Below are 22266 nucleotides of genomic sequence, written 5' to 3'. Positions count from 1 at the left end.
AAATCTTTTTTATAAAATCTGGCAGAATTCCAATTCCTCTCCGGATGCGCCGGCAATCTTAAAAAAGCGGATCCCCTTTTCCCAGAAGGGGGCCTCCATAATACCGTCTGTGGTAAAGCGGCAGCCTTTCTCTTTGCACTCTTCAAAATCCTTTTCAATATCTTTTGATTCAAAACAGTAGTGATCCACCTTACTGCAGGCTTCCTGGGGAAGCTTAACCGGCGGCTGGATTAATTCATAGGTAATCTCCCCGTTCCGGATAAAGCAGATAGCAGCTCCGTCAGGAGCCACAAATTCCCCTGTTTTCCGGAATCCCAGTGTCTCGGTGTACCATTTTAATGTCCCTTCCATATCATTTGTCATCAGGCCGATATGGCCGCCTTTCAGTTCTCTTGTCATGGATAAAACCTCCTTCTGCTCACCTATAAGACTATTATAGCACCACCTGAAACAAAATACGACCGCATTCCGTCTCCGAGCAAAAAAAGGTACAGCCTGTCAGACTGTACCCCTGCATTTATTCTTCCAGACTTTCTTTCAGTTTTTCCATAAAGCCTTTCTTTTTCTTTTCTGCTGGTTTTCCCGCAGGCTTATTGCCGCAGGCTTCATCAAACTTGCGGAGAGCCTCTTTTGCTTCCTCGTTGAGCTTGGTGGGCACCTGCACCACCAGTGTAACATAGTGGTCCCCGCGGACCGACTTATTCCTCAGAGAGGGCACGCCTTTTCCTTTTAACCGCACCTTCGTGTCGGTTTGCGTTCCCGGCTTTACATCATACATGATATCCCCGTCTACCGTGCTGATACGCACCTCTCCTCCCAGGGCTGCCTGAGCGTAGGTGATAGGCGCGGTAGAGAAAATATTCATATCCTGACGCTGGAAGATAGGATGACGGCTTACCTGTACCTCCACTAACAGATCCCCTCTGGGGCCTCCGTTCTTGCCTGGTTCGCCTTTTTCACGGATACGAATACTCTGCCCATTGTCAATCCCCGCAGGTACAGACACCTGAATCTTCTTGCGGTTTGCGATGTAACCAGTTCCCCGGCAGTCCGTACATTTCTCCTTAATCACCTTGCCGGTACCATTACATTCCGGACACGTCTGTACATTCCGTACCATGCCGAACATAGACTGCTGTGTATACACAATCTGCCCCTGCCCGTTACATTTCGGACAAGTCTCAGGGGAAGTTCCCGGCTTAGCGCCGCTGCCGCTGCACTTTGAACAGGTATCCTTCAGGGTTAATTCCAGTTCTTTTTCGCAGCCAAATACAGCCTCTTCAAAGGTAATACGCACAGAAGCGCGTACATTTGCCCCTTTGGAGGGACCGTTGTTGGGCCTTCTGCTCCGTCCGCCGCCGAATAAATCTCCAAAAATATCTCCGAAGATATCTCCCATATCTCCGCCGCCGAAATCAAATCCGCCGAATCCGCCGCCACCGCCGGCTCCCTGATCGAAGGCAGCATGGCCGAACTGATCATACTGTCTCCTTTTCTCAGGATCACTTAAAACGCCATAGGCTTCTGTGGCTTCCTTAAACTTCTTTTCAGCTTCCGCGTCTCCAGGGTTCATATCCGGGTGATACTTTTTGGCAAGCTTCCGGTACGCACTTTTTATGGTAGCCTCATCAGCCCCTTTGTCCACGCCCAGAACCTCATAATAATCTCTCTTATCTGCCATACTTATGTTTCCCTTCTATCTGACTTGAAGCGACACAGCAGGTCCTCGCAGGTCCCGCTGTGTCTCACTCTATACCCGTATCTATATTATACTTCTCTGTAGTCGCCGTCAACTACGTCATCTGCATCGTAACCGGCTTCTCCGCCTGCCGCGTCTGGTCCGGGGCCCGCCTGGGCACCGCCGGCCTGCTGTGTCTGCTCGTACATCTTAGCAAATAATTTCTGAGCGCTCTGCATTAATTTTTCCTGTCCTGCCTTAATTTCAGCAACCTGGGCCTCTGTCATCTCTTCCACATTTGTTTTCTCCAGAAGCTCTTTCAATGCATTTAAGTCAGCCTCCACCGCTGTCTTATCATTCGCGTCTATCTTATCGCCAGCTTCCTCCAGGGCTTTCTCTGTCTGGAATACAAAAGCATCGGCGTCATTCTTTGTATCAATTGCCTCTTTTCTCTTCTTATCCTGAGCTTCAAACTCAGCAGCCTCTTTTACGGCCTTTTCGATATCGGAGTCTGACATATTGGAACCGGCAGTAATGGTGATATGCTGTTCTTTTCCTGTTCCCAGATCCTTAGCAGATACATTTACAATGCCGTTTGCGTCAATATCAAAGGTTACTTCAATCTGAGGCACGCCTCTTCTTGCAGGAGGAATTCCATCCAGTCTGAACTGTCCCAGAGACTTATTGTCTTTCGCAAACTGTCTTTCTCCCTGTACTACGTTAATATCAACAGCTGTCTGATTGTCTGCAGCGGTTGAGAAGATCTGGCTCTTCTTGGTAGGAATGGTTGTATTTCTCTCAATTAATCTGGTTGCAACACCTCCCATTGTTTCGATAGAAAGTGACAGCGGAGTTACATCGAGAAGAAGAATATCGCCTGCGCCGGCATCTCCTGCCAGCTTGCCGCCCTGAACGGAGGCACCCAGAGCTACACATTCATCCGGATTCAATGTCTTGCTTGGCTCTTTGCCGGTTAACTGTCTTACTTTATCCTGTACAGCCGGAATACGTGTGGAACCGCCCACCAGCAGCACCTGACCCAGCTCAGAAGCGGTCAGACCGGCATCGGAAAGAGCTCTTCTCACGGGCTCTGCCGTCTTTTCCACCAGTTCATGTGTCAGTTCGTCAAATTTAGCTCTTGTAAGGTTCATATCGAAATGCTTTGGTCCATCAGCGGTAGCAGTGATGAACGGCAGGTTAATATTGGTTGTGGTTGCAGAGGAAAGCTCCTTTTTCGCCTTTTCTGCAGCTTCCTTAATTCTCTGAAGAGCCATCTTATCGTTTGACAAATCCACGCCTTCTGCCTTTTTGAATTCACTGATCATGTAGTCAGCTACCATCTGGTCAAAGTCATCTCCGCCCAGTTTGTTGTTGCCGGCTGTAGACAGAACCTCAATAACACCGTCGCCGATTTCTATAATAGAAACGTCAAACGTACCGCCGCCCAGGTCATATACCATTATTTTCTGCTCTTTCTCGTTGTCAAGACCATATGCCAGGGCTGCTGCTGTCGGCTCGTTGATAATACGCTTTACATCAAGGCCTGCAATCTTGCCTGCGTCTTTTGTTGCCTGACGCTGTGCATCGTTGAAGTATGCAGGAACCGTAATAACTGCCTCTGTAACTTTTTCACCCAGATAATTCTCTGCGTCTGCTTTTAACTTCTGCAGAATCATAGCAGAAATCTCCTGAGGGGAGTATTTCTTGTCGTCGATGGTTACCCTGAAGTCAGTTCCCATATGTCTCTTAATAGAAGATATGGTTTTATCGGCATTGGTAACTGCCTGACGCTTTGCGGGCTCACCTACTAATCTCTCTCCTGTTTTTGTAAATGCTACGACAGATGGTGTCGTTCTTGCTCCCTCTGCGTTGGCAACAACTACCGGCTTGCCGCCTTCCATTACGCCTACACAGCTGTTTGTTGTACCTAAGTCAATACCAATGATTTTACTCATAATTTATTCCCTCCTGAATCTAAGTCTTTTTTGTTATTATTTATATATAAATCCAGATACGTTATGCGCGCATCTAGTTTGCTACTTTAACCATACTATGTCTTACCACATTTTCTTTATATAAATAGCCCTTCTGGAATTCCTCTACAACCACATTCTCTCCTGCCTCTTCATCATCCACATGCATAACTGCATTGTGAAGGTTGGGATCAAACTCACTGCCCACTGCCTCTATGGGCTTCACACCTAATTCTTCAAAGGCTGTCATCATCTGTTTGTAGATTTTGTTCATTCCCTCCACAAAAGGATCTTCCCTTTTATCCTCAGGAACCCCTCCCAGGCCTCTCTCAAAATTATCTACAATCGGGAGCATCTTTTCAATGATCTCTTTTGCCCCGATCTCATACATGGCTGACTTTTCCTTATCCGTACGTTTCCGGAAGTTATCAAATTCCGCCATCTGGCGTTTCAGCTGATCTGTCAGCTCTTCTATTTTCTGATCTTTTTTGTCCTTTTTCTTCTTTCCAAAAAGACCTTTTTTTTCTTTTTCTTCACAGGCCTCCCTGGCTTCTTCGGACTCCTCACAGCCGCATTCCCCGGTGTCCTCTTCTGTTTCCTCACCAGTATCTCCCGGGCTTTCCTGGATATCATCTTCCTGGACTTCTGCCGCCTGTTCCATCGCCTCTTTCTCTGTTACTTCTTCTTCAACCGTCTGTTTTTCCTCTGCCACCATCTATACCGCCTTTCTATGTTTTCTTAAATATATTATCTAATTGCACTTTTAACGTTTTCAGATTGTCTACTACATTCTCATAGTCCATCCGCTTGGGCCCGATAATCCCTATGGTGCCCCGCATTCCCTCTCCTAATTCGTAAGTAGCGGTCACCACACTGCAGTCTTTCATGGTCTGTATAGGCGTTTCGTTGCCGATATATACCTGAATTCCGGTGTTCTCCTCACCAGACATACTCTCCTTAACCAGCTCAACCAACGCCTGTTTTTCCTCAAACGTAGAGATCAGCTCGCTGGCCTTTGTACTGTCGCTTAATTCCGGATACTTGAAGATGTTCGTGGCTCCGCTTGTGTAAACCTGAACCTCATCTTCATCGGAACGGATTGCACTGGCCACAGCATCAATTACACTTCCCACCACATCACTGTGTATGCCTGCCTGTTCTTTCATGGCAAGAATCATACCCAAATTGATTTCATCAATGGTCAGACCGTTTAGCTGAGTATTCAGAAGAAGATTAAGCTTTAGAACGGTTTCCTCATCCATGGGCTCTTCCAGGTCAAGGATCTGATTCTTTACAATATTCCCTTCTACCACCACAACTGCCAGCAGCTGCATATCACCCACTCTGGACAGCTGGATAAACTTTAACTTGTTCTGATGATAACTGGGAGTAGAAATCATAGTTGCATAATTTGTATTAGATGCCAGCACTTTAACTACCTGCTGCAGAACCTTTTCCATCCTGTCGGTCTTCTCAATCATCATCCCTTTTATCTCGGAAATCTCGTCCTCCTTCTCCTGCATCAGCTCATCTACATAGAGACGATAGCCTTTGTCCGATGGAATCCTGCCAGCCGAGGTATGGGGCTGTAAAATATAACCAAGCTCTTCCAAATCTGACATTTCATTTCTAATCGTTGCAGAGCTCAGATTCAGGTCTGTGTACTTGGAAATCGTACGCGACCCCACTGGTTCGCCGGTGTCCAGATAAGTTTTAATGATTGCTTTCAAGATTTTTAGTTTTCTCTCATCCAGATCGCTACCCATATCTTCGCTCCTTTCTTTTAGTTGTTAGCACTCGTTTGTGTGGAGTGCTAATACCTATGGTTTTAAGATAGCACTGAGACTTTAGTTTGTCAAGTGGTTTATAATTATTTTATACTTGTTTCGGGACAAAAGCTGTACACCATGGGAAAAACGCAGCCGGCCGGAAAATGCCTGTTCTGCATTTTCCGGCCGGCTGTTCTGCGCTTCTTTTTCTGGTATCACCGCCTCAGATTCCATTTACTATCTTAAATACTTTCTCCTTCTCCCCTTTCATATAATAGGTAATGTTCTGAACAGAAATTCTCTCACACGCCTCAATGGCATCGTCGGAATAGAAACCGCAGTGGGGAGTAATGATCACGTTTTCCCTGTTAATGAGCTTACTTGTCCCTAGTTCTGGTGATTCACTGTACAAAACATCAAGTCCGGCGCCGGATACCACTTGGCGATCCAGGGCATCTGCCAGATCTTCCTCATTAATCATTGCCCCGCGGGCCATGTTAATAATATAAGGCTGACGCTTCATCTTATCAAACTTTTCTTTATTAAAATAGTTTTCATTCTCGCTGGTAAGATTCATGTGAATGGAAATCACATCTGCCTCCTCCAAAATTCGGTCTATGCTTACCAGCTCTACCCCCTGTATCTCTGCTGTTTCCTCACTGATATAGGGATCATGGGCAATTACCTTCATTCCGAAGGCACGGGCCCGGACAGCCACAGCCCGCCCAATCTTTCCAAATCCTACGATTCCCAGTGTTTTGGCTCCGAATCTCTGTACCTTCCTGTCCTTGAGCGACTCAATCTCCCACACATGATCCCGATTGACTCTGCGCATATGATAGGGGATAAGCCTGCACACACCCAGCATCAGAGCCATGGTATGGTCCGCCACCTCCTGGGTGCAGTATTCCCCCACAGCGCACACAGCAATTCCTCTTTTTGCAGCATACGCATCAGCCACGAAATTCCATCCGGTTGCCTGCACGGAAATAATCCTGCAGTGCTTCATCCGGTCAATTGCGGTTTCATCCAGGGGCGCAAATCCGGTCAGAACAGCATCTGCCTCCTCCAAAGCTGCATAGTAGGATTCCATGTTCCCCTCATCTACCACCGCATAGGAAATCTCCGTATCCGGCGGCAGGTATCTTTTTTCCACCTCGATACTCCTGTCTCTGGATTCTGGATATTCTGCCAATACCAGTTTCATTCTCCCCACTCCTTTCAAGGGTCGGAAAGGAAGGCTGCAAGCCTTCCTTCCCCCGTTTTTGATACATTTCTTTATATAATTTTAGATTAGCCATTTTTAGCTGCTATAAAAGCTTCCGCCTTCTGTATTTCCTCAGGACTTTGTTTTCCGGTTAAGCATACCGTCAGATATATAACCGCGGAGATCCCGAACGCCGGCCAGAGTGCTTCAATCTGGAAAATAGGACTGCTGCTCACCATGCCGCCTATGTACCATATAACCACAATAATCAGCGAAGATAATACAGACAGGAAGGCACCCTTAGAGCTTGAGCGTTTCCAGAACAGCCCGCATACCGTGGGCAGGAATAGTCCAGCGGAGTTAATGGTAAATGCTATAAACAAGGCATCAATGATGTCCTGGTTAAACCAGGCAAAAACAGCACTGATTATGCCAATGAAGAAAGAGCTGGCAATTCCCATCACCAGGAGCTTCTTTTCTTCTACTTTAGGATTTATATACCGCTGATAGATATCTCTTGTAATATTTGCAGATGCAGTCAGCACACACACATCTCCTGTAGACATAATGGCCGCCAGGATGCCTACCAGCACCAGGCCCCTTACCCCTGCAGGGAAAATCTCTACGACCAGTGCCGCCAGGCTGTTGGAGCTGGAGGCAAGATCCGGAAGTACCAGCTTTGCAGTGAGTCCCAGATAGGTGGAAGACAGCGCAATAACAATCACACAGGCTGCCGCCATCAGTGTTCCTCTCTTGGCAGCTTTCTCATCTTTTGCAGCAAAACACTTGGTATAGCTGTCCATAGAGGTAAAGAAAGAAAAAATAGTTGAGATGCCCAGCGCAATAATCGTAGGCCATCCCCAGGTACCCAAGTCAAAATAAGATGCAGGCAGCGTAGAGAAGGACAATTCGTTTGTGCTCACATGGTGCATGGCCAGGGGCACTCCCAGCAATACGATCCCCCCGAACAGCAGAATCATCTGTGCAAGGTCCGTATAGGTTACCGCCAGAAAGCCTCCGATGGAAGTGTACAGTACAATAACAAAAGTTGTCACAATAAAACAGATCGGCAGGCTCCATCCGGTAAGCACATTGAGGATACTGGCTCCGGCTACGAACTGGCTGCCTGTATAGGCAATATACGCCAGGATCGTGGTTACCGTGGTTGCCGCCCGTGTTTTTGAATCATATCTGTTCTCAATAAAGTCCGGGAAAGTCAGGTTATTCAGTTTATCTCCCAGCCGTTTGATAGGTTTCACCATAACAAAGGCAAAAACAATTATGCCTACAGCAATAATGCCCACATACCAGATTGCCGTAATTCCCATTTCGTAGGCTCTGGATGAGGTTCCCATGACAGATGCTCCTCCAATCCAGGCTGACATCCATAAGCACATAAGAGAAAATGCGCCCACATTCCTTCCGGCAACATAGTAATCATCAATTCCTTTCTGTTTTTTGCTTGCATAAATACCGATTAACAGCATTCCCACAAGATAAGCGACAATAATTCCAATGTCCAAGTAAGTCATAATACCGCCTCCCAATATGTAGTATATTTTGTAATGCCCCACAAAAAATCGTTAGATATTTCACACATTTGTGGTACAATTCGTTACCAATAGCTTATCACAGCCATGTACAAAAGTAAATACAATTGTGCACTTTAATGGATATTTCCCGTATATGTGATATATTTTTATCAATTTTTACCACACTTTTTCTATTCTTTATGAAATAAAAGCTATTGTTCTGTATAACAGAACAATAGCAAAAATTATCCTTCTCACCAGAGTCAGTCGTCCAATTCCTCCAGAGATTTTTTAAGTTCGATCATCTTATCCCGAAGTTCCGCCGCTGCCTCAAAGTTCAGATCTGCCGCAGCTTTTCTCATCTGCTTTTGTATCTCACCTATCAGTTTCTCCAGTTCCTCCCTGCTCATGGACTCCGGATCTTTCATTAATTTATCCTCTGTTTCAGCTACATTCTGAGAGATACTTATCAAATCCCTGACGGCCTTCTTTATGGTTTGGGGCGTGATATTATGCTCCCTGTTGTACTCCTCCTGTATGGCTCTTCTGCGCTCTGTCTCATCAATAGCCATCCGCATGGAATCCGTTATGACATCAGCGTACATAATTACATGGCCGTCCGCGTTACGGGCCGCACGCCCTATGGTCTGAATCAGGGAGGTCTCAGAACGGAGGAACCCTTCTTTATCTGCATCCAGGATAGCTACCAGAGTAATTTCCGGAATATCCAGACCCTCTCTCAGAAGGTTGATTCCCACCAGCACATCGAATACATTCAGGCGCATATCCCGGATAATCTCCGTGCGCTCCAGAGTGTCAATGTCAGAATGAAGATATTTGACACGTATGCCCAGCTCCTTCATATACTCCGTGAGATCCTCGGCCATACGCTTTGTAAGCGTCGTAATGAGGATTTTGTTGCCCTTCTCCACTTCCTGGTTCACCTCTCCTACCAGGTCATCAATCTGTCCCTCCACAGGTCTTACTTCTACCTTCGGATCCAGCAGGCCCGTAGGACGGATAATCTGTTCTGCCCGGAGCAGTTCATGCTCCTCCTCGTACTCCCCGGGGGTAGCAGAGACAAACAAAATCTGATCAATTTTGCTTTCAAACTCTTCAAAGTTAAGAGGACGGTTATCCTTTGCTGAGGGAAGGCGGAAACCATAGTCCACCAAAGTTCCTTTTCTGGACTGATCTCCGGCATACATCCCGCGGATCTGGGGAACCGTTTTGTGAGACTCGTCTACAATGATAAGGAAGTCGTCTCCAAAATAATCAACCAGGGTATAGGGCGGCTGTCCCGGAGCAAGTCCGGATAAATGGCGTGAATAGTTCTCTATCCCTGAACAGAAGCCGGTCTCTTTCATCATTTCAATGTCGAAATTTGTCCTCTCTGAGATTCTCTGGGCCTCTAACAGTTTATCTTCACTCTTAAAATAGGCCACCCTCTCCTGTAATTCCTCCTCAATATTCGTTGCCGCCTCCAGAATCCGTTCCATGGGAACCACATAGTGAGAGGCCGGAAAGATGGCAATATGGTTTAAAACATTCTTAATCTCTCCGGTGAGGGTATCCACCTCTGTAATCCGATCGATCTCATCCCCGAAAAATTCCACCCTGACCGCCAGCTCTGAGTAATCTGCAGGAAATATCTCCAGCACATCCCCCCTTACCCGGAAGGTCCCCCGGTGGAAATCCATGTCATTTCTGTCATACTGAATGTCAATGAGCCTGCGGATTACCTCATCCCTGTCCCGCTCCATACCGGGACGGAGGGAGATTATCATATTCTGGTAATCCTTGGGACTTCCGATCCCATAGATACAGGACACACTGGATACGATAATGACATCTCTCCGCTCACTTAAAGCGGCAGTGGCAGAGAGACGGAGCTTGTCAATCTCATCGTTGATAGCGGAATCTTTTGCTATATAAGTGTCAGAGGATGGAACGTAGGCCTCCGGCTGATAATAGTCGTAATAGGATACAAAGTACTCTACCGCGTTCTCCGGAAAGAACTCCTTAAACTCGCCGTAGAGCTGAGCGGCAAGGGTTTTATTGTGAGCAATAATGAGGGTCGGCTTTTGAATCTGCTGGATGACATTCGCCATGGTAAATGTCTTTCCGGAACCTGTTACCCCCAGTAAGGTCTGGCATTGATTGCCTTCTTTGAATCCCTGGACCAGTTGTCTTATAGCCTGGGGCTGGTCGCCGGTTGGCTGATATTCCGAGTGTAATTTGAAACCAATATCGCCCCTCATGCCGGTTTCATGAGCAAGCAGCGAAGCGTCTTGGGAGTGCCTTTGTTTAACCATACTGTATTTTTACCTCCGTGAAATGAAGATCACAAAATCTTTTCCTAGATATATTGCTGCGCCAGATAAAGCCTGGTGGATATTATACTTTAAAAATTATAACATAGACCAATAGAAAAGTATAGGCAGCAGCGGAACATTTGTTCTTTCATTCCTGCATCTGTATAAAATACCTGTTTTCTGATGTCAACTAAGGTATTTGCTAATCTCACGCTTCAGTGTAACACCGTCCAGAGGCTTGGCCAGATGACCGTCCATACCGGCATCCTTTGCTGCCTGGATATCTTCGGCAAAGGCATCTGCTGTCATTGCCAGAATGGGCACTGTCCCGGCATCCGCACGGTTCAGAGTCCTTATCGTCCGGGCAGCCGTATAGCCATCCATCACGGGCATCTGAATATCCATAAGAAGAATGTCATAGAAGCCTTCTTCTGAAGCTGCAAAAGCCTCAACCCCCTGGAGGCCGTCACAGGCAGTGTCAATCACCGCTCCCATATCCCCCAGCAGTTCCTGGGCTACCTCCCGGTTCAGGGCATTATCCTCCACCAGAAGAAAATGCCTGCCTTCAAAGTCAGATATATGCTCTGATTCACTTCGCTCCCCATCCGTTGACTCTCCCAGAATATACTGCCGCAGCCCCCGGATCAGAGTGGACGCAAAGATAGGCTTCTGAAGAAATCCGCTTACGCCTGCCATTTTAGCTTCCTGTTCTATGTCGTTCCAGTCATAAGCAGAGATAATCAATATAGGCAGCTTACCCTTACTGACCTCCCGCAGCCGGCGGGTAGTCTCAAGTCCGTCCTGCCCGGGCATCTTCCAGTCCAGGAGAATGGCGTCATATGCCTCCCCCTTTTTCTGTGCTTCCAACACCTTTGCTACGGCCTGCTCACCACTGTCCACCCAGTCTGCATAGATACCGATGTTCCGAAGCATCTCTGCAGTGTATTCGCACATAACCGCATCATCATCCGCCACAATAACTTTTAAATCCGGGAAAGAAGCGTCAAGTTTTGGAGATTCCTCGATTTTCAATGGTAGATAAACTCTAAAAACCGACCCTTTCCCCGGTTCACTCTCCACTTCAATGGTTCCCTCCAGCAGTTCTACTATCTTTTTTGTTATGGCCATCCCAAGTCCGGTTCCTTCTGTCTTATCCACTCTGCTGTCTCTCTCCCGGCTGAAGGCGGTGAAAAGATGTTCCATAAATTCTGGCTGCATACCAATTCCTGTATCCGTAATTGTAAATGCAAAGTGAGTGATTCTCCCTTCTGTACCGCCCTCTGCCACGTCCATGGTGATGCTTCCTCCCGGAGGAGTAAACTTACATGCATTGGAAAGTATATTTAAAAATATTTGCCGCAGCCTGAGGGAATCGCTTAAAAAGAGTTCGTGAATCACACACTGGAGACGGATAGAAAACTTTTGATCTTTTTCTTTAAACTGGGGCTGCATAATGGTTACAATATTTTCAAGTACCTCCGGCAGGGATACCACATCATCCCTAAGAGCCATCTCCCCGCTCTCAATTTTGGACATATCCAGCACGTCATTGATAAGGCCCAGCAGGTGCTGTCCCGAAAGGCCGATTTTTTTTAGGCAGTCTTTTACTTTATCCGGATCCTCCATATGGGAAACCGCAATATCCTTCATTCCAAGAATTGCATTCATGGGAGTACGGATGTCGTGGCTCATCCGGGACAGAAAATCTGATTTTGCCCGGTTAGCCTCTTCAGCCTCTTTCAGAGCGCTGCGCAGCCTTTTGGCCTGGGCCTCCAGCTGCCTCTGCATCTGCCGGAGCTCCGTCTCGTTGGTAATATCAATGTAGATTACAAGATATACCGGATCCCCCTCCTGGTGTCCCACACAGGACCCATTAATCTGCAGCCAGGCATCCTGACCTCTCTGATCGCTCATATGTACAGTAAAATGAACCTGCTCCCCCTTCAGAAGCGCCTCCCGGTGCTCTTCAAATACCGACTGATTGCGCAGCACATTGTCCCGGAACAGAGGGTACTCCATATTCTTCCAGCTCTCTTTCCCAAAAAACTCAAAGAAACGGTCGTTGCCGTCAAGCAGTGTAAAATCAAGCATCTTGCCCACTTTGTATTTTGCAATAAAACCAGGCAGATTATCATAGGTAACGGACTGCTCCTGCTCCATTCGCATCATGTCACTGACATCCATCATGGCCGTATAGGACACCCGGTACCCGTCAATATACTCATCCGTAAACCTCGCCGACATACGGACCCATATATATTCTCCACTCCTGCGACGCATCTGCGCTACCATGGTATAGCCGTTCTCCCCGGCATTCAGCGTGCGGATCACCTCAGCCCCCAGCTGGTTCCACAGTTCCTCATCATGTATCCCCAAATCGTCATTCATATAATACGTATCACACAGATTATGATAAATCGCCAGATACTCTTCCTTTGTATAACCAATCAATTCATAATAAAAGTCATTTGCCCAAACCAGTGTGAAATGATCATCCAGCAGATGTTTACTGACGCTGACATGGAGAAGATTCATCAGTGTATCATATTCATATCCAATCTGCCCTGCACTACTTTTCTGTTTATCCATGTTCCTATCCTCCGCTTTCATGATCCATAAAAAGTAAACCGGTTCTTTCCATCCCTTTTCGCCGCATACAGCGCCTGGTCTGCACAGTGAAACAGTCTGTTATATTCCATCCCGTTCTGCATTTCTTTTCAGCTTGTCAAGCTTTAGCTGTTCCTCATGAACATCCACAAACTTTCCAATGATACCTGAGATCCCATCCTGTCCTTCCCCTTCCCACAAAGGGCGGGCCGTAGCCTTAAACCACCGGTGATTTCCTTTTATGCAAAGACAGTATACACCACTTACAATTGGATTTTCCTCTGTAGCTTTCCTCAGCTTTCTCTGCAGGTCCATGTAATCTTTCTGAGAGAACACCTTGTGCAGTACCTCATTTTGTCCGGGATGCTCTATGAGAATAGGCAGTCCAAGCTGGCTTCCTCCCCACTCTGACATGGTGAGAACGTCGATGCTATAATTATACTCAAACTGAATCTCCTTAGACATAGAAGCAAAAAACTGATACTTTACCCGTTCCTGCTCCAGCAGCGTAAGGGTGCGTTCGGAAACCTGGCCGTCCGCTATAATCTGGTTTGATAAATGCTGTAAATTTTCTTCTGATACAGGATTCATAGAGCGGATCTTCAACTCTTCCTCCAAATACGGACCGACTGCTTCCAGGCACTGCATAAGAAGCGGATGAAAGGCTCCGCACTCACCCTTTAGTATCATCTGCATAGCTGTGTCGTGAGAGTAAGCCGGTTTATATACACGCATGCTGGTTAGTGCGTCATACACATCTGCCAGAGCAACCACTTGAGCTTCTATGGGAATATCGTCTCCTTTCAGCCCGTCCGGATATCCCCCTCCGTCATACCTCTCATGGTGCCAGCGACAGATATTATAGGCCAGATTAAGCAGTTCTTCATGATGCCGTGAGAGTGCGTCTTCCATAATGAGGGCCCCCTGTATACTGTGTGTCTTCATAATCTTAAATTCCTCTGGGGTGAGCTTCCCCGGTTTATTCAAAATCTCTTCCGGAATAGATATCTTTCCCACATCATGCAGCGCAGAAGCATTTACAATCAATGCCATTCTGGAAACTGTCATGGGATACTGTCCAGTAATCTCCTGCAGCTTTCGAAAGAATATCTCAGTGAGAACCCGAATATGGAGCACATGAAGGCCGCTCTCCCCATTTCTGAATTCCACAATATTTGAAAGAATCTCTACCATCAGGAAGTTATTCTTTTCCTTTTCTGCAATCTGATCCGCCACCATTCCTTCCAGAACCTTTTGTTTGGAATACAGCACTATTGTGTTCTGCACCCTCCGCTGTACAGTTTTCTCGTCAAAGGGCCTGCTGATATAGTCTGTTGCCCCCAAATCATATGCATGATCAATGTAGGTAGATGAAGTCTCTGACGATATAGTAATAACAGGAATACGGTTCAGCCAGCCATATTTGTTCATAATCGACAGCACTTCAAACCCATCCATCACAGGCATAATAATGTCCAGCAAAATCAGGGAAATTTTAAACAGCTGCCGCTGCATTATCTCGATTGCTTTTTTCCCGTTAGACGCCTCAAGGATATCATATTCCCCGGACAGCATATCTGCCAGCATGGCGCGGTTCATCTCTGCATCATCCACAATCAAAATGCAGTTTCGCTTTTTCATTTCCCCATCACCTCCTGCCGCTTACCTCAGGCCGCATCTTTCCCATATAGGCTATAGGTATATTTTATCGCAGGTAACTGTAAAAAGCAAGTTGAAGCTGAACACCAAAGTTGATATACTTATTTTATTAATACATTTTTTCGAAAGGAGAAAGCGCCAATTGCGTCAGAATTTACACCAGTACGAATATCTTTATCGCTCCTTTGTCACTCAGTTTGAATGCGGTGTCTATCCCGAAGGACAGACTATGCCTTCCCAGCAGCAGCTTTGCCGGCAGTTCAATGTAGGGATCACCACAATCCGGAAAGTCATGAAGATGCTGGAACACAGCGGATATATCCGTACTGTTACCGGACGGCCGGCAGTTTCTGCCTACCGCGCATCAGCAGAGTCCTGCATTGCCGCCCTGTTAGAACGCAGGGACGGAGTGAATGATGCATTTTGCGGACTTGGCCTTCTTCTTCCGGCCCTCTATCGGGAGGGTGCCAGACTCTGTCAGGAGACCGAATTTACAATCATGCGGGACGCCATAGACGGTATTGCCGGTCACATGGAGCTCTCTGCCCTTTATCGGCAGGCCAATCTTTTTTTCAGGGCTGTACTCAAGCCCTTTAACAACCTTCTGATTCAGGATCTGCAACTGGATGCTGAGAGTTATCTGGATGTGCCCTATATTCCTTATCCTGGGGTAAAAGCTCCCTCCTATCAAGCTGAGAGCAGGGTAAAAGCCTGGCTGGAGACAGCATTAAACAGAATCCTCCGGAAACAGTATGACGCGTTTTATGATAGTATTCTGGACTTTTACTGTAAAACCCAGAGTACCATAGACGGTTATCTTGAGGAACTTAGCCGCGCGATTCCTGCCCCGGTCCCGCGGAAGGCAGATATCCGCTGGTTCCGGACCAAAGGCCATTCTGAACTTTATATACGCCTGGCCATGTCTATTCTTCGGCGGATTGCGGGAGGGGAGTTTGAAGGGAAGAAATATCTCCCTTCCATTCCCAGACTGATGGAAGAATACGGGCTGATGAAGGAGACTGTATGCCGCAGCATTGCTCTGCTGAATATGCTGGGAATTGCTGAAACAAAAGCTAAAAAAGGAACTATTCTGGTGACAGGAGAGATTCAGGGCAGCATCTCCCCTGCCTCTTTCGATTTCAGCGATCCTCTGATCCAGCAAAGACTGGCTCTCTGTATGGATGCCATCCAGATTATGGCTCTGTCTGCAGGAATCTGCGCAAAATCCTTCACCCCTGTCACAGAGGAATGGCTGCACAGGGCAGAAGAAAAGTTATTCTCTGCCTCTCTCCACAGTCTCAATCCCCGTTCGGTTCAGCTCCTTATGGATTATATGATACAGTTTGCTCCCTGCCACTCTCTGAGCAACATCTATTCTCAGCTGAATGAGCTGCTCCTGTGGGGCTATTATCTGTATGCAGCGGATGCCTCTTACTATGCGCCTCAGGAGAAGCTGCAGGCCCTTATGCGTGATGTGGTGAAGGCCCTCCGGGAAAAGGATTCTTCCGCTTTGCCCGCCGCACTGGAAAAAGCCTTTTTGCAGATTTACCGGGATATCCATTTTGTCATCGCCCAGCTGCCCTCGGGTACAGATTTTCTCCCCATTCCCCTTTAGCAAAAAAAGGAATGAGGTCCTGTCATTGCCAACAGGCATACAGGTTCTCATTCCTTTTTTCAATTTTTTATCCCTTTCTGCAGTTATAGATTCTGCAGAACTCCCTTACATGACGCTCTAACTCCCCCATCGCCTCCTCCTCGGCCCCGGGCATCTGGTCGTATTTGTTCAGCAAAAAATAAATAGGGGCATAAAAATTCATTGCCATTGCGGCAGGATCACCCTCACTAAAAACCCTCTGCCTCATCATTTCCTGGAAAAGCGCTGTTTGATAAGTAATACTGTCTACCATAAAAATCTTTCTGTATACCTCATAAATCCTCTTGTCAGAATACTGCTCAATAGTCAGCATCCGCCGGAACCTGGATGCGAATTCATCCTTCAAATAAAACAAAAATATCTTCCTGCTCAGTTCCAAGAGTCCGTCCACAGAAAGCTTCCCGTATACTTTCGCTGCCGCCTCCATGTGCTTCTCCCCAGGCAGCCCCAAAGCCTGTGACATTTTCTCCATACGGCGCGACATTTCTTCCACTATGGTACTAAAAATTTCCTCTTTGCTCCTGAAGTGTTTATACAGAGAGCTGTCCCTGATTCCCACAGCCTCTGCAATATTTTTTACACTGGTTCCCTGATAGCCTTTCCTGGAAAAAAGGTTCAGCGCCTCCTCTATGATCCGTTCTCTGGTTTTCATCTGCTGCCTCCCTTCAGGAGGTTCTCTACCTTCTCCTCATGCTGGTACAGTACACATCCGCCCTCATGAGGTGCAGTCAAAAGTCCGGATGTCTGAAGCTTTCTAAAAAGAGGGGAATGGAGAGCATCTTCCAGGGACATATCCAGCAGACTGGTATCTGAGAAGGGGGAAAATGGGCATGGTTCCGCATTCCCCGCAGCATTAATGTGAAAAAATCCCCGTCCTGCTGCCAGACATCCCCCGGATGATTTCTCGTCCCCCGGAAAAGAGATATACAGCATCTCGTCCTGGCCGTTTCTCAGCCTCTGTATTCTGCTGTTCATATATTGCCGGTCTCTCTCCTCTAAAGCCAGGGAGGCAGATTTCCTGTCCACGGGTACATACTCTACATATATTATCCCTTTGCATCCCCGTGTCCGAAGTTCCTTCAGAAAATTTTCCCCTGTCACTTCCTCCAGGTTTTCCTTTGTCACAGTTACCGATGCTCCAAAGAGAATACGGCTGTTTTGCAGAAGTTCCATTGTTCTTTGAACTCTGCGGTATATCCCCCCTCCTCTCCTGTCATCTGTACGTCCTTCCCCACCCTCTACGCTTAAAATGGGAATCAAGTTCTTATGTATTCCGAAGAGTTTTGCATAATCCTTATCAAACAATGTCCCGTTGGTAAATACGGGAAAAAGAATTCCCTTATACTCTCCGGCTTCTCTCAGCACATCTCTTCTCGTCATAGGTTCCCCTCCGGCAAGGAGCACAAATCCTACGCCCAATTTTTGAGCCTCTTCAAAAATGTTTCCCCACTCTTTTACCGTCAGCATTCTTTTCACCCGAAACCCTTCCCTCTTCTCATTTTCCCGGGCATAGCAGCCTTTGCAGTTGAGATTGCATTGATTTGTAATACTGGCAATCAAAAACGGCGGAATATGCACCCCCTCTTCCTCTCGTTTTCTGCGAAGCTCTCTTCTCTTTCTGCCGCCCCGGGCATACTGTACCATAAAAAGACTCTCTCTGGGGTTCCCTGCAGACGCCTTAAGAATTCCTTTGATCATCTGTTCCACTCCATTGCTTAAATATTCTTCCAGCCGAAATGTCTCCATCTGTTTTCCCGCTCCAATCATACGTTCGTTCGCACAGGCTAGTATTTACTAGCCCATAACCTCAGTATAGCTAATAATTACTAGCCTGTCAATAAGAAAGATTGCGAGAAAGTGCAATCTCCGCCTGCGGCGGGCTGTCGCAGGCAGCATCTTCCTTTCCGCCGCAGTGTGATCCCCCACAGGGCTTTTTATTACATAGGGAACGAAGTTTCCTATGTAATAAAAAAAGAGCCCGGCTAAGCCGGACTCCCACGCCGAAGCGCTGCCATCTTCCTTTTGCGTGCAGTGCGTATATCGCCCGCAGGTTTTTTATTATCTGTATTCTCCCAGGAAAAACAGTGCCACTGTACCAGGGCCGGAGTGCGCACCGATGGTTGCTCCCACAGGATTAATCATAATATTATCATATCCAAACTTTTCTTTCACCAGCTTAGCAACATATTCTGCATCTTCCAGACAGTCGCCGTGGCTAATCATAATAATGTCATTCTTATCCCGATAGGATCCCACTCTCTCTTCCATCATGGATACCAAAGTCACCAGAGATTTCTTCCTTCCTCTTACCTTTCCAAGGGGGATCAGATGCCCTTCATTATCCACATGAAGGACAGGCTTAATATTAATCATAGTGCCGAGAACCGCGGCCGCTTTGGATACCCTGCCGCCCCGGTACAGATGATTGAGATCGTCTACGGTAAACATATGGCACAGATGCAGTTTATTTGCCTCCAGCCATTCAGCGGTCTCTTCCAGACTTTTTCCCGCCTTCTGCATCTGCACAGCTTTATAAACCAGCATTCCCTCTCCCATGGAAGCAGCCAGTGTATCTACCACTGCAATCCTGGCTTCTGGTCTCTCCTCCCGGATCTCCTCGGCGGCAATCCTGGCACTGTTATAGCTCCCGCTGAGTCCGGAGGAAAATGCTATATGAAGAATCCCCTTTCCCTCGTCAAGGATTCTGGAGAATTCTGTCTTCGCATCGTTGGGATTAATCTGGGAAGTCGTAGGCATGCTGCCGCCTCTCATTTTTTCGTAGAATTCCCCTGAAGGCATTTCATTCTCTTTATTATACACCACTCCATCTATTGTACAGGGCAGATACATATACGTAATGCCGTTTTGGCTGTAATAGTCTTTTGGCAAATCCGATGTATTTTCTGTCGTTATTACAAAGTCATTCATAAATGTCCCCTCCGTTTTTTTTCTATCATAACATTTTTAATTCCCAACTTCAACAAAGTGTTTTGAGAAATACAACAGACTCTATTCTATTCCCCCAAGACCTCAAGGGCTTTCTGCAGCTGATTATCCTCATCTTTGCTGATAGTCACCTTTTGCTTCAGGGCTTCATCCAGTTCTACCTCCACATCCGGGGTTATCCCGGTTCCGTGTATATTCCTTCCGCTTGGAGTATAGTACTTTGATATGGTAAGCTTTACCGCGCTTCCGTCTGTAAGAGGCGTTACTTTTTGGACAATCCCCTTTCCGAATGTGGTAGTACCCACCAAAGTGCCGATCCCGTAGTCCTGGACAGCTCCGGCAAAGATCTCAGCAGCGCTGGCGCTGTTGCCGTTTACCAAAACAGCTAGGGGAACATCCATGTTCGTGCCCTTACCGGATAGGTATTCTTCTTTCTCTCCATTTTTATCTTCTGTATATACAATCAGTTTCTCCGGCGCTATATTGTTAAAGATGTCACATACTGCTGTGAGAAGCCCTCCGGGATTGCCTCTGAGGTCTATGACTAGTTTTTTCATCCCCTGAGCCATCAAATCCGCATACGCATCATTATACTGCTGAACCGTGACAGCTGTAAATTCGTAGACTGCGATATATCCCACCTGGTTTTCCAGCATCTCATGGGATACTACCGGGATCTCCACCTGGGCCTTTTTGACATCTACCTCAATATAATCGTTTTCTCCGTCCCTGGCAAGAGTCAGCTTCGCTGATTCTGTATCCTCGCTGCGGATTTTCTTTGCAACCTCTGCAAGTTCAGTACCCGTAACTTCCTCCCCGTCCACTTTATACAGAATATCTCCGGGAAGGACACCTGCTTCTGCCCCGGGAGCCCCTTCATAGCAGCGTACAATGGTAATCACTCCTGTATCGGGATTCTGCTGCATGACAATCCCGATTCCCTGGTAGGATCCCTCTGTCTCTTCTGTAAGGGATTTATACTCTTCCTTTGTATAATATCTGGAATAAGGGTCTCCCAGTCCATCAATCAGGCCGGCATACATGCTTTCTGTCAATGCATCCTCATCCGCGTCTTCCAAATACGTCTCATCAATGAGCGTCTCCAGCAGCTGAATCTTTTTCTTTGCTTTGGCACTGTCAGGCGCTGTTTCCTCCTGCCGGGCCTCTTTTGCACTGATATAATTGGTTACTCCAAGATAACCTCCAAGTCCTACCACAGCTGCCAGAAGGACTCCCAAAAGGAACCCCTTTAAAAATTTATAATCTTTCATACATAGCTCCTTTAAACACCGGAAGGCTTCAGAGGGAGAATCCCCTGAAGCCTTTCTGAATCATATTATTATACCCGCAGATGCTTTCTGATGGCAACTGCGCTGCCCAGCAGACCGATTCCAACACCCAGCCCTAATCCTACAGGCAGAAGGATATGGAAAATTGTCTGTACAGTCAGGAAACTGCCCATGGCTGTAAAAACATGGAATCTGTCCTGGATATACTTTATCAGCTGATTATAGCAGACATACACCAGTCCCAGAGGAAGACCTGCGCCTACCAGACCTATAAGAATTCCCTCAATGACGAAAGGTGCACGCACAAAAAAGTTAGTGGCTCCTATCAGTTTCATGATACCAATCTCTTCCCTCCGGATAGAGATACCCATGGCTATGGTATTGCTGATAAGGAAAAATGCAACCGCAAACAGAATAATTATGATACCAATGGAGGTATAACCTACCACTCTGTTCAAACTCGTCAGTGTGGTACTGGCGTTTTTGGAGTGATTTACCTCCCTCACCCCGTCCAGACCTTCAATATAGGCAACCAGTTCTGTCTGGTCCTCGATTTTATCTAAATATACTTCGTAGTTGGAGGAATTCGCCAGCGGATTGTCATCCTTAAATCCTGCAGCGGCCTGATCGTCACCGTCAAAATACTGCGTAATAAAGGACTCCCAGGCTTCCTCCGCAGATACGTATTTGACTTCCTTTACGCCCTTCTGCTTTTTAATCTCCTGGCCAATCTTGTCAATCTGTTCCTGTTTGGCACCCTCTTCAAAAAATACGGTAATTCCAACTCCTTCCTCCACTTCCCGAAGCATGGAGTTGAAGTTCATGACAATTGCCAGAAAGAGTCCGAATAAGAAAATGCAGGCAGCCATAGTTGCCACAGAAGCCAGCGAAAATCTCAGGTTTCTAAAGATGTTCTTCACACCCTGTTTCAGTGTGTATCCTATGGTACTAATTCGCATAATGATATTCACCTTCTTGTTCGTCGCTTACAATGACGCCTTTCTTCATAGTAATTACCCGTTTTTTCATGGCATTTACTATCTCTCTGTTATGTGTAACGACAAGAACTGTGGTTCCTCTTTCGTTTATTTCCTCCAAAAGCTTCATAATCTCAAAGGAAGTCTTCGGATCCAAATTACCTGTGGGCTCATCCGCCAGCAGGATCGCAGGACGGTTTACCAGCGCCCTTGCGAGGGCAACCCTCTGCTGTTCACCACCTGACAGCTCCTTCGGAAAAGATTTGTACTTTTCCGCTAGACCTACCATGGTAAGCACCTCAGGCACTCTTTTTTTAATCACACGGGTAGGCTTTTCTATTACCCGCTGGGCAAATGCCACATTCTCATATACATTTCTATCTTTTAATAAACGGAAGTCCTGAAAAACAACCCCCACCCCACGGCGGTATTTGGCTATCTTTCTTCTCTTTAGCTTATTGAGATTCTGTTGGTTTACTGTAATGACTCCCGAAGTAGGATCCAGCTCTTTTAAAAGCAGCTTGATCAACGTGGACTTCCCGGATCCACTGTTTCCTACAACGAAAACAAATTCACCCTTATCTACGTGCAAGTCTACGTTATTCACGGCCGGCTGGCCTTTCGCATAGGACTTGCTAACGCCCTTTAAATCAATCATAT

Annotated in this window: 17 protein-coding genes; 1 reads left to right on the top strand and 16 read right to left on the bottom strand. The window is 46.8% G+C overall.

Annotation, left to right across the window (positions count from 1 at the left end; all coding sequences use genetic code 11):
* Positions 1-9: 9 nt before the first annotated feature.
* The 10 genes from ACGHCT_RS05840 to ACGHCT_RS05795 form a co-directional block, all read right to left on the bottom strand.
* Complete coding sequence (locus ACGHCT_RS05840; RefSeq protein WP_390438846.1) at positions 10-399, bottom strand: VOC family protein; 390 nt, start codon at positions 397-399, stop codon at positions 10-12.
* A gap of 118 nt (positions 400-517) precedes the next feature.
* Positions 518-1681: a molecular chaperone DnaJ gene (dnaJ, locus tag ACGHCT_RS05835; RefSeq protein WP_072849138.1), complete on the bottom strand. Its 1164-nt coding sequence runs from the start codon at positions 1679-1681 to the stop codon at positions 518-520.
* An 86-nt stretch (positions 1682-1767) separates the two neighbouring features.
* Positions 1768-3633, bottom strand: a complete 1866-nt coding sequence (gene dnaK / locus ACGHCT_RS05830) for a molecular chaperone DnaK (protein WP_072849139.1) — start codon at positions 3631-3633, stop codon at positions 1768-1770.
* 73 nt (positions 3634-3706) lie between these two features.
* Complete coding sequence (grpE, locus tag ACGHCT_RS05825) at positions 3707-4366, bottom strand: nucleotide exchange factor GrpE (protein WP_390438844.1); 660 nt, start codon at positions 4364-4366, stop codon at positions 3707-3709.
* Positions 4367-4379: 13 nt separating this feature from the next.
* The gene (hrcA, locus tag ACGHCT_RS05820) at positions 4380-5417 is read right to left on the bottom strand and encodes a heat-inducible transcriptional repressor HrcA (RefSeq protein ID WP_154257294.1); all 1038 of its coding nucleotides are present in this window, start codon (positions 5415-5417) and stop codon (positions 4380-4382) included.
* Positions 5418-5643: 226 nt separating this feature from the next.
* Positions 5644-6627 carry an NAD(P)-dependent oxidoreductase gene (locus ACGHCT_RS05815; protein ID WP_226903004.1) on the bottom strand — a complete coding sequence of 328 codons (984 nt, stop codon included), beginning with the start codon at positions 6625-6627 and terminating at the stop codon, positions 5644-5646.
* An 86-nt stretch (positions 6628-6713) separates the two neighbouring features.
* Complete coding sequence (locus ACGHCT_RS05810; RefSeq protein WP_154257290.1) at positions 6714-8159, bottom strand: sodium:solute symporter; 1446 nt, start codon at positions 8157-8159, stop codon at positions 6714-6716.
* Positions 8160-8422: 263 nt separating this feature from the next.
* Entirely contained in the window at positions 8423-10420 is a 1998-nt protein-coding gene (gene uvrB / locus ACGHCT_RS05805; protein WP_154257429.1) for an excinuclease ABC subunit UvrB, read from the bottom strand.
* A gap of 240 nt (positions 10421-10660) precedes the next feature.
* Positions 10661-13063 carry a response regulator gene (locus tag ACGHCT_RS05800; RefSeq protein WP_256281361.1) on the bottom strand — a complete coding sequence of 801 codons (2403 nt, stop codon included), beginning with the start codon at positions 13061-13063 and terminating at the stop codon, positions 10661-10663.
* Positions 13064-13162: 99 nt separating this feature from the next.
* Positions 13163-14722, bottom strand: a complete 1560-nt coding sequence (locus ACGHCT_RS05795; RefSeq protein ID WP_154257286.1) for an HD domain-containing phosphohydrolase — start codon at positions 14720-14722, stop codon at positions 13163-13165.
* Between the two features lie 160 nt (positions 14723-14882).
* On the opposite strand from ACGHCT_RS05795, the gene ACGHCT_RS05790 reads away from it, so the two are divergent.
* A complete protein-coding gene (locus tag ACGHCT_RS05790) occupies positions 14883-16355 on the top strand; it encodes a GntR family transcriptional regulator (RefSeq protein ID WP_173015493.1) in 1473 nt (490 codons plus the stop codon).
* Between the two features lie 67 nt (positions 16356-16422).
* Here the strand turns inward: ACGHCT_RS05790 and ACGHCT_RS05785 are convergent, their stop codons facing one another.
* From ACGHCT_RS05785 to ftsE, 6 genes are all read right to left on the bottom strand, one after another.
* Positions 16423-17046 carry a TetR/AcrR family transcriptional regulator gene (locus tag ACGHCT_RS05785; RefSeq protein WP_154257282.1) on the bottom strand — a complete coding sequence of 208 codons (624 nt, stop codon included), beginning with the start codon at positions 17044-17046 and terminating at the stop codon, positions 16423-16425.
* Entirely contained in the window at positions 17043-18140 is a 1098-nt protein-coding gene (locus ACGHCT_RS05780) for a radical SAM protein (RefSeq protein ID WP_154257280.1), read from the bottom strand. The genes ACGHCT_RS05785 and ACGHCT_RS05780 overlap by 4 nt, the downstream gene beginning before the upstream one ends.
* 312 nt (positions 18141-18452) lie before the next feature.
* Positions 18453-19322 (bottom strand): DegV family protein, encoded by an 870-nt coding sequence (locus ACGHCT_RS05775; RefSeq protein ID WP_154257279.1) that lies wholly within the window; start codon positions 19320-19322, stop codon positions 18453-18455.
* 86 nt (positions 19323-19408) lie between these two features.
* The gene (locus ACGHCT_RS05770) at positions 19409-20611 is read right to left on the bottom strand and encodes a S41 family peptidase (RefSeq protein ID WP_154257277.1); all 1203 of its coding nucleotides are present in this window, start codon (positions 20609-20611) and stop codon (positions 19409-19411) included.
* 68 nt (positions 20612-20679) lie between these two features.
* Positions 20680-21588 (bottom strand): permease-like cell division protein FtsX, encoded by a 909-nt coding sequence (gene ftsX / locus ACGHCT_RS05765; protein ID WP_226902996.1) that lies wholly within the window; start codon positions 21586-21588, stop codon positions 20680-20682.
* Positions 21578-22264: a cell division ATP-binding protein FtsE gene (gene ftsE, locus ACGHCT_RS05760; RefSeq protein ID WP_072849172.1), complete on the bottom strand. Its 687-nt coding sequence runs from the start codon at positions 22262-22264 to the stop codon at positions 21578-21580. The genes ftsX and ftsE overlap by 11 nt, the downstream gene beginning before the upstream one ends.
* Positions 22265-22266 lie beyond the last annotated feature (2 nt).

Source organism: Lactonifactor longoviformis (genome assembly GCF_042848515.1).
In the GTDB taxonomy this organism is placed as follows: domain Bacteria; phylum Bacillota; class Clostridia; order Lachnospirales; family Lachnospiraceae; genus Lactonifactor; species Lactonifactor longoviformis.
This window is presented reverse-complemented; position numbering and strand designations above follow the sequence as displayed.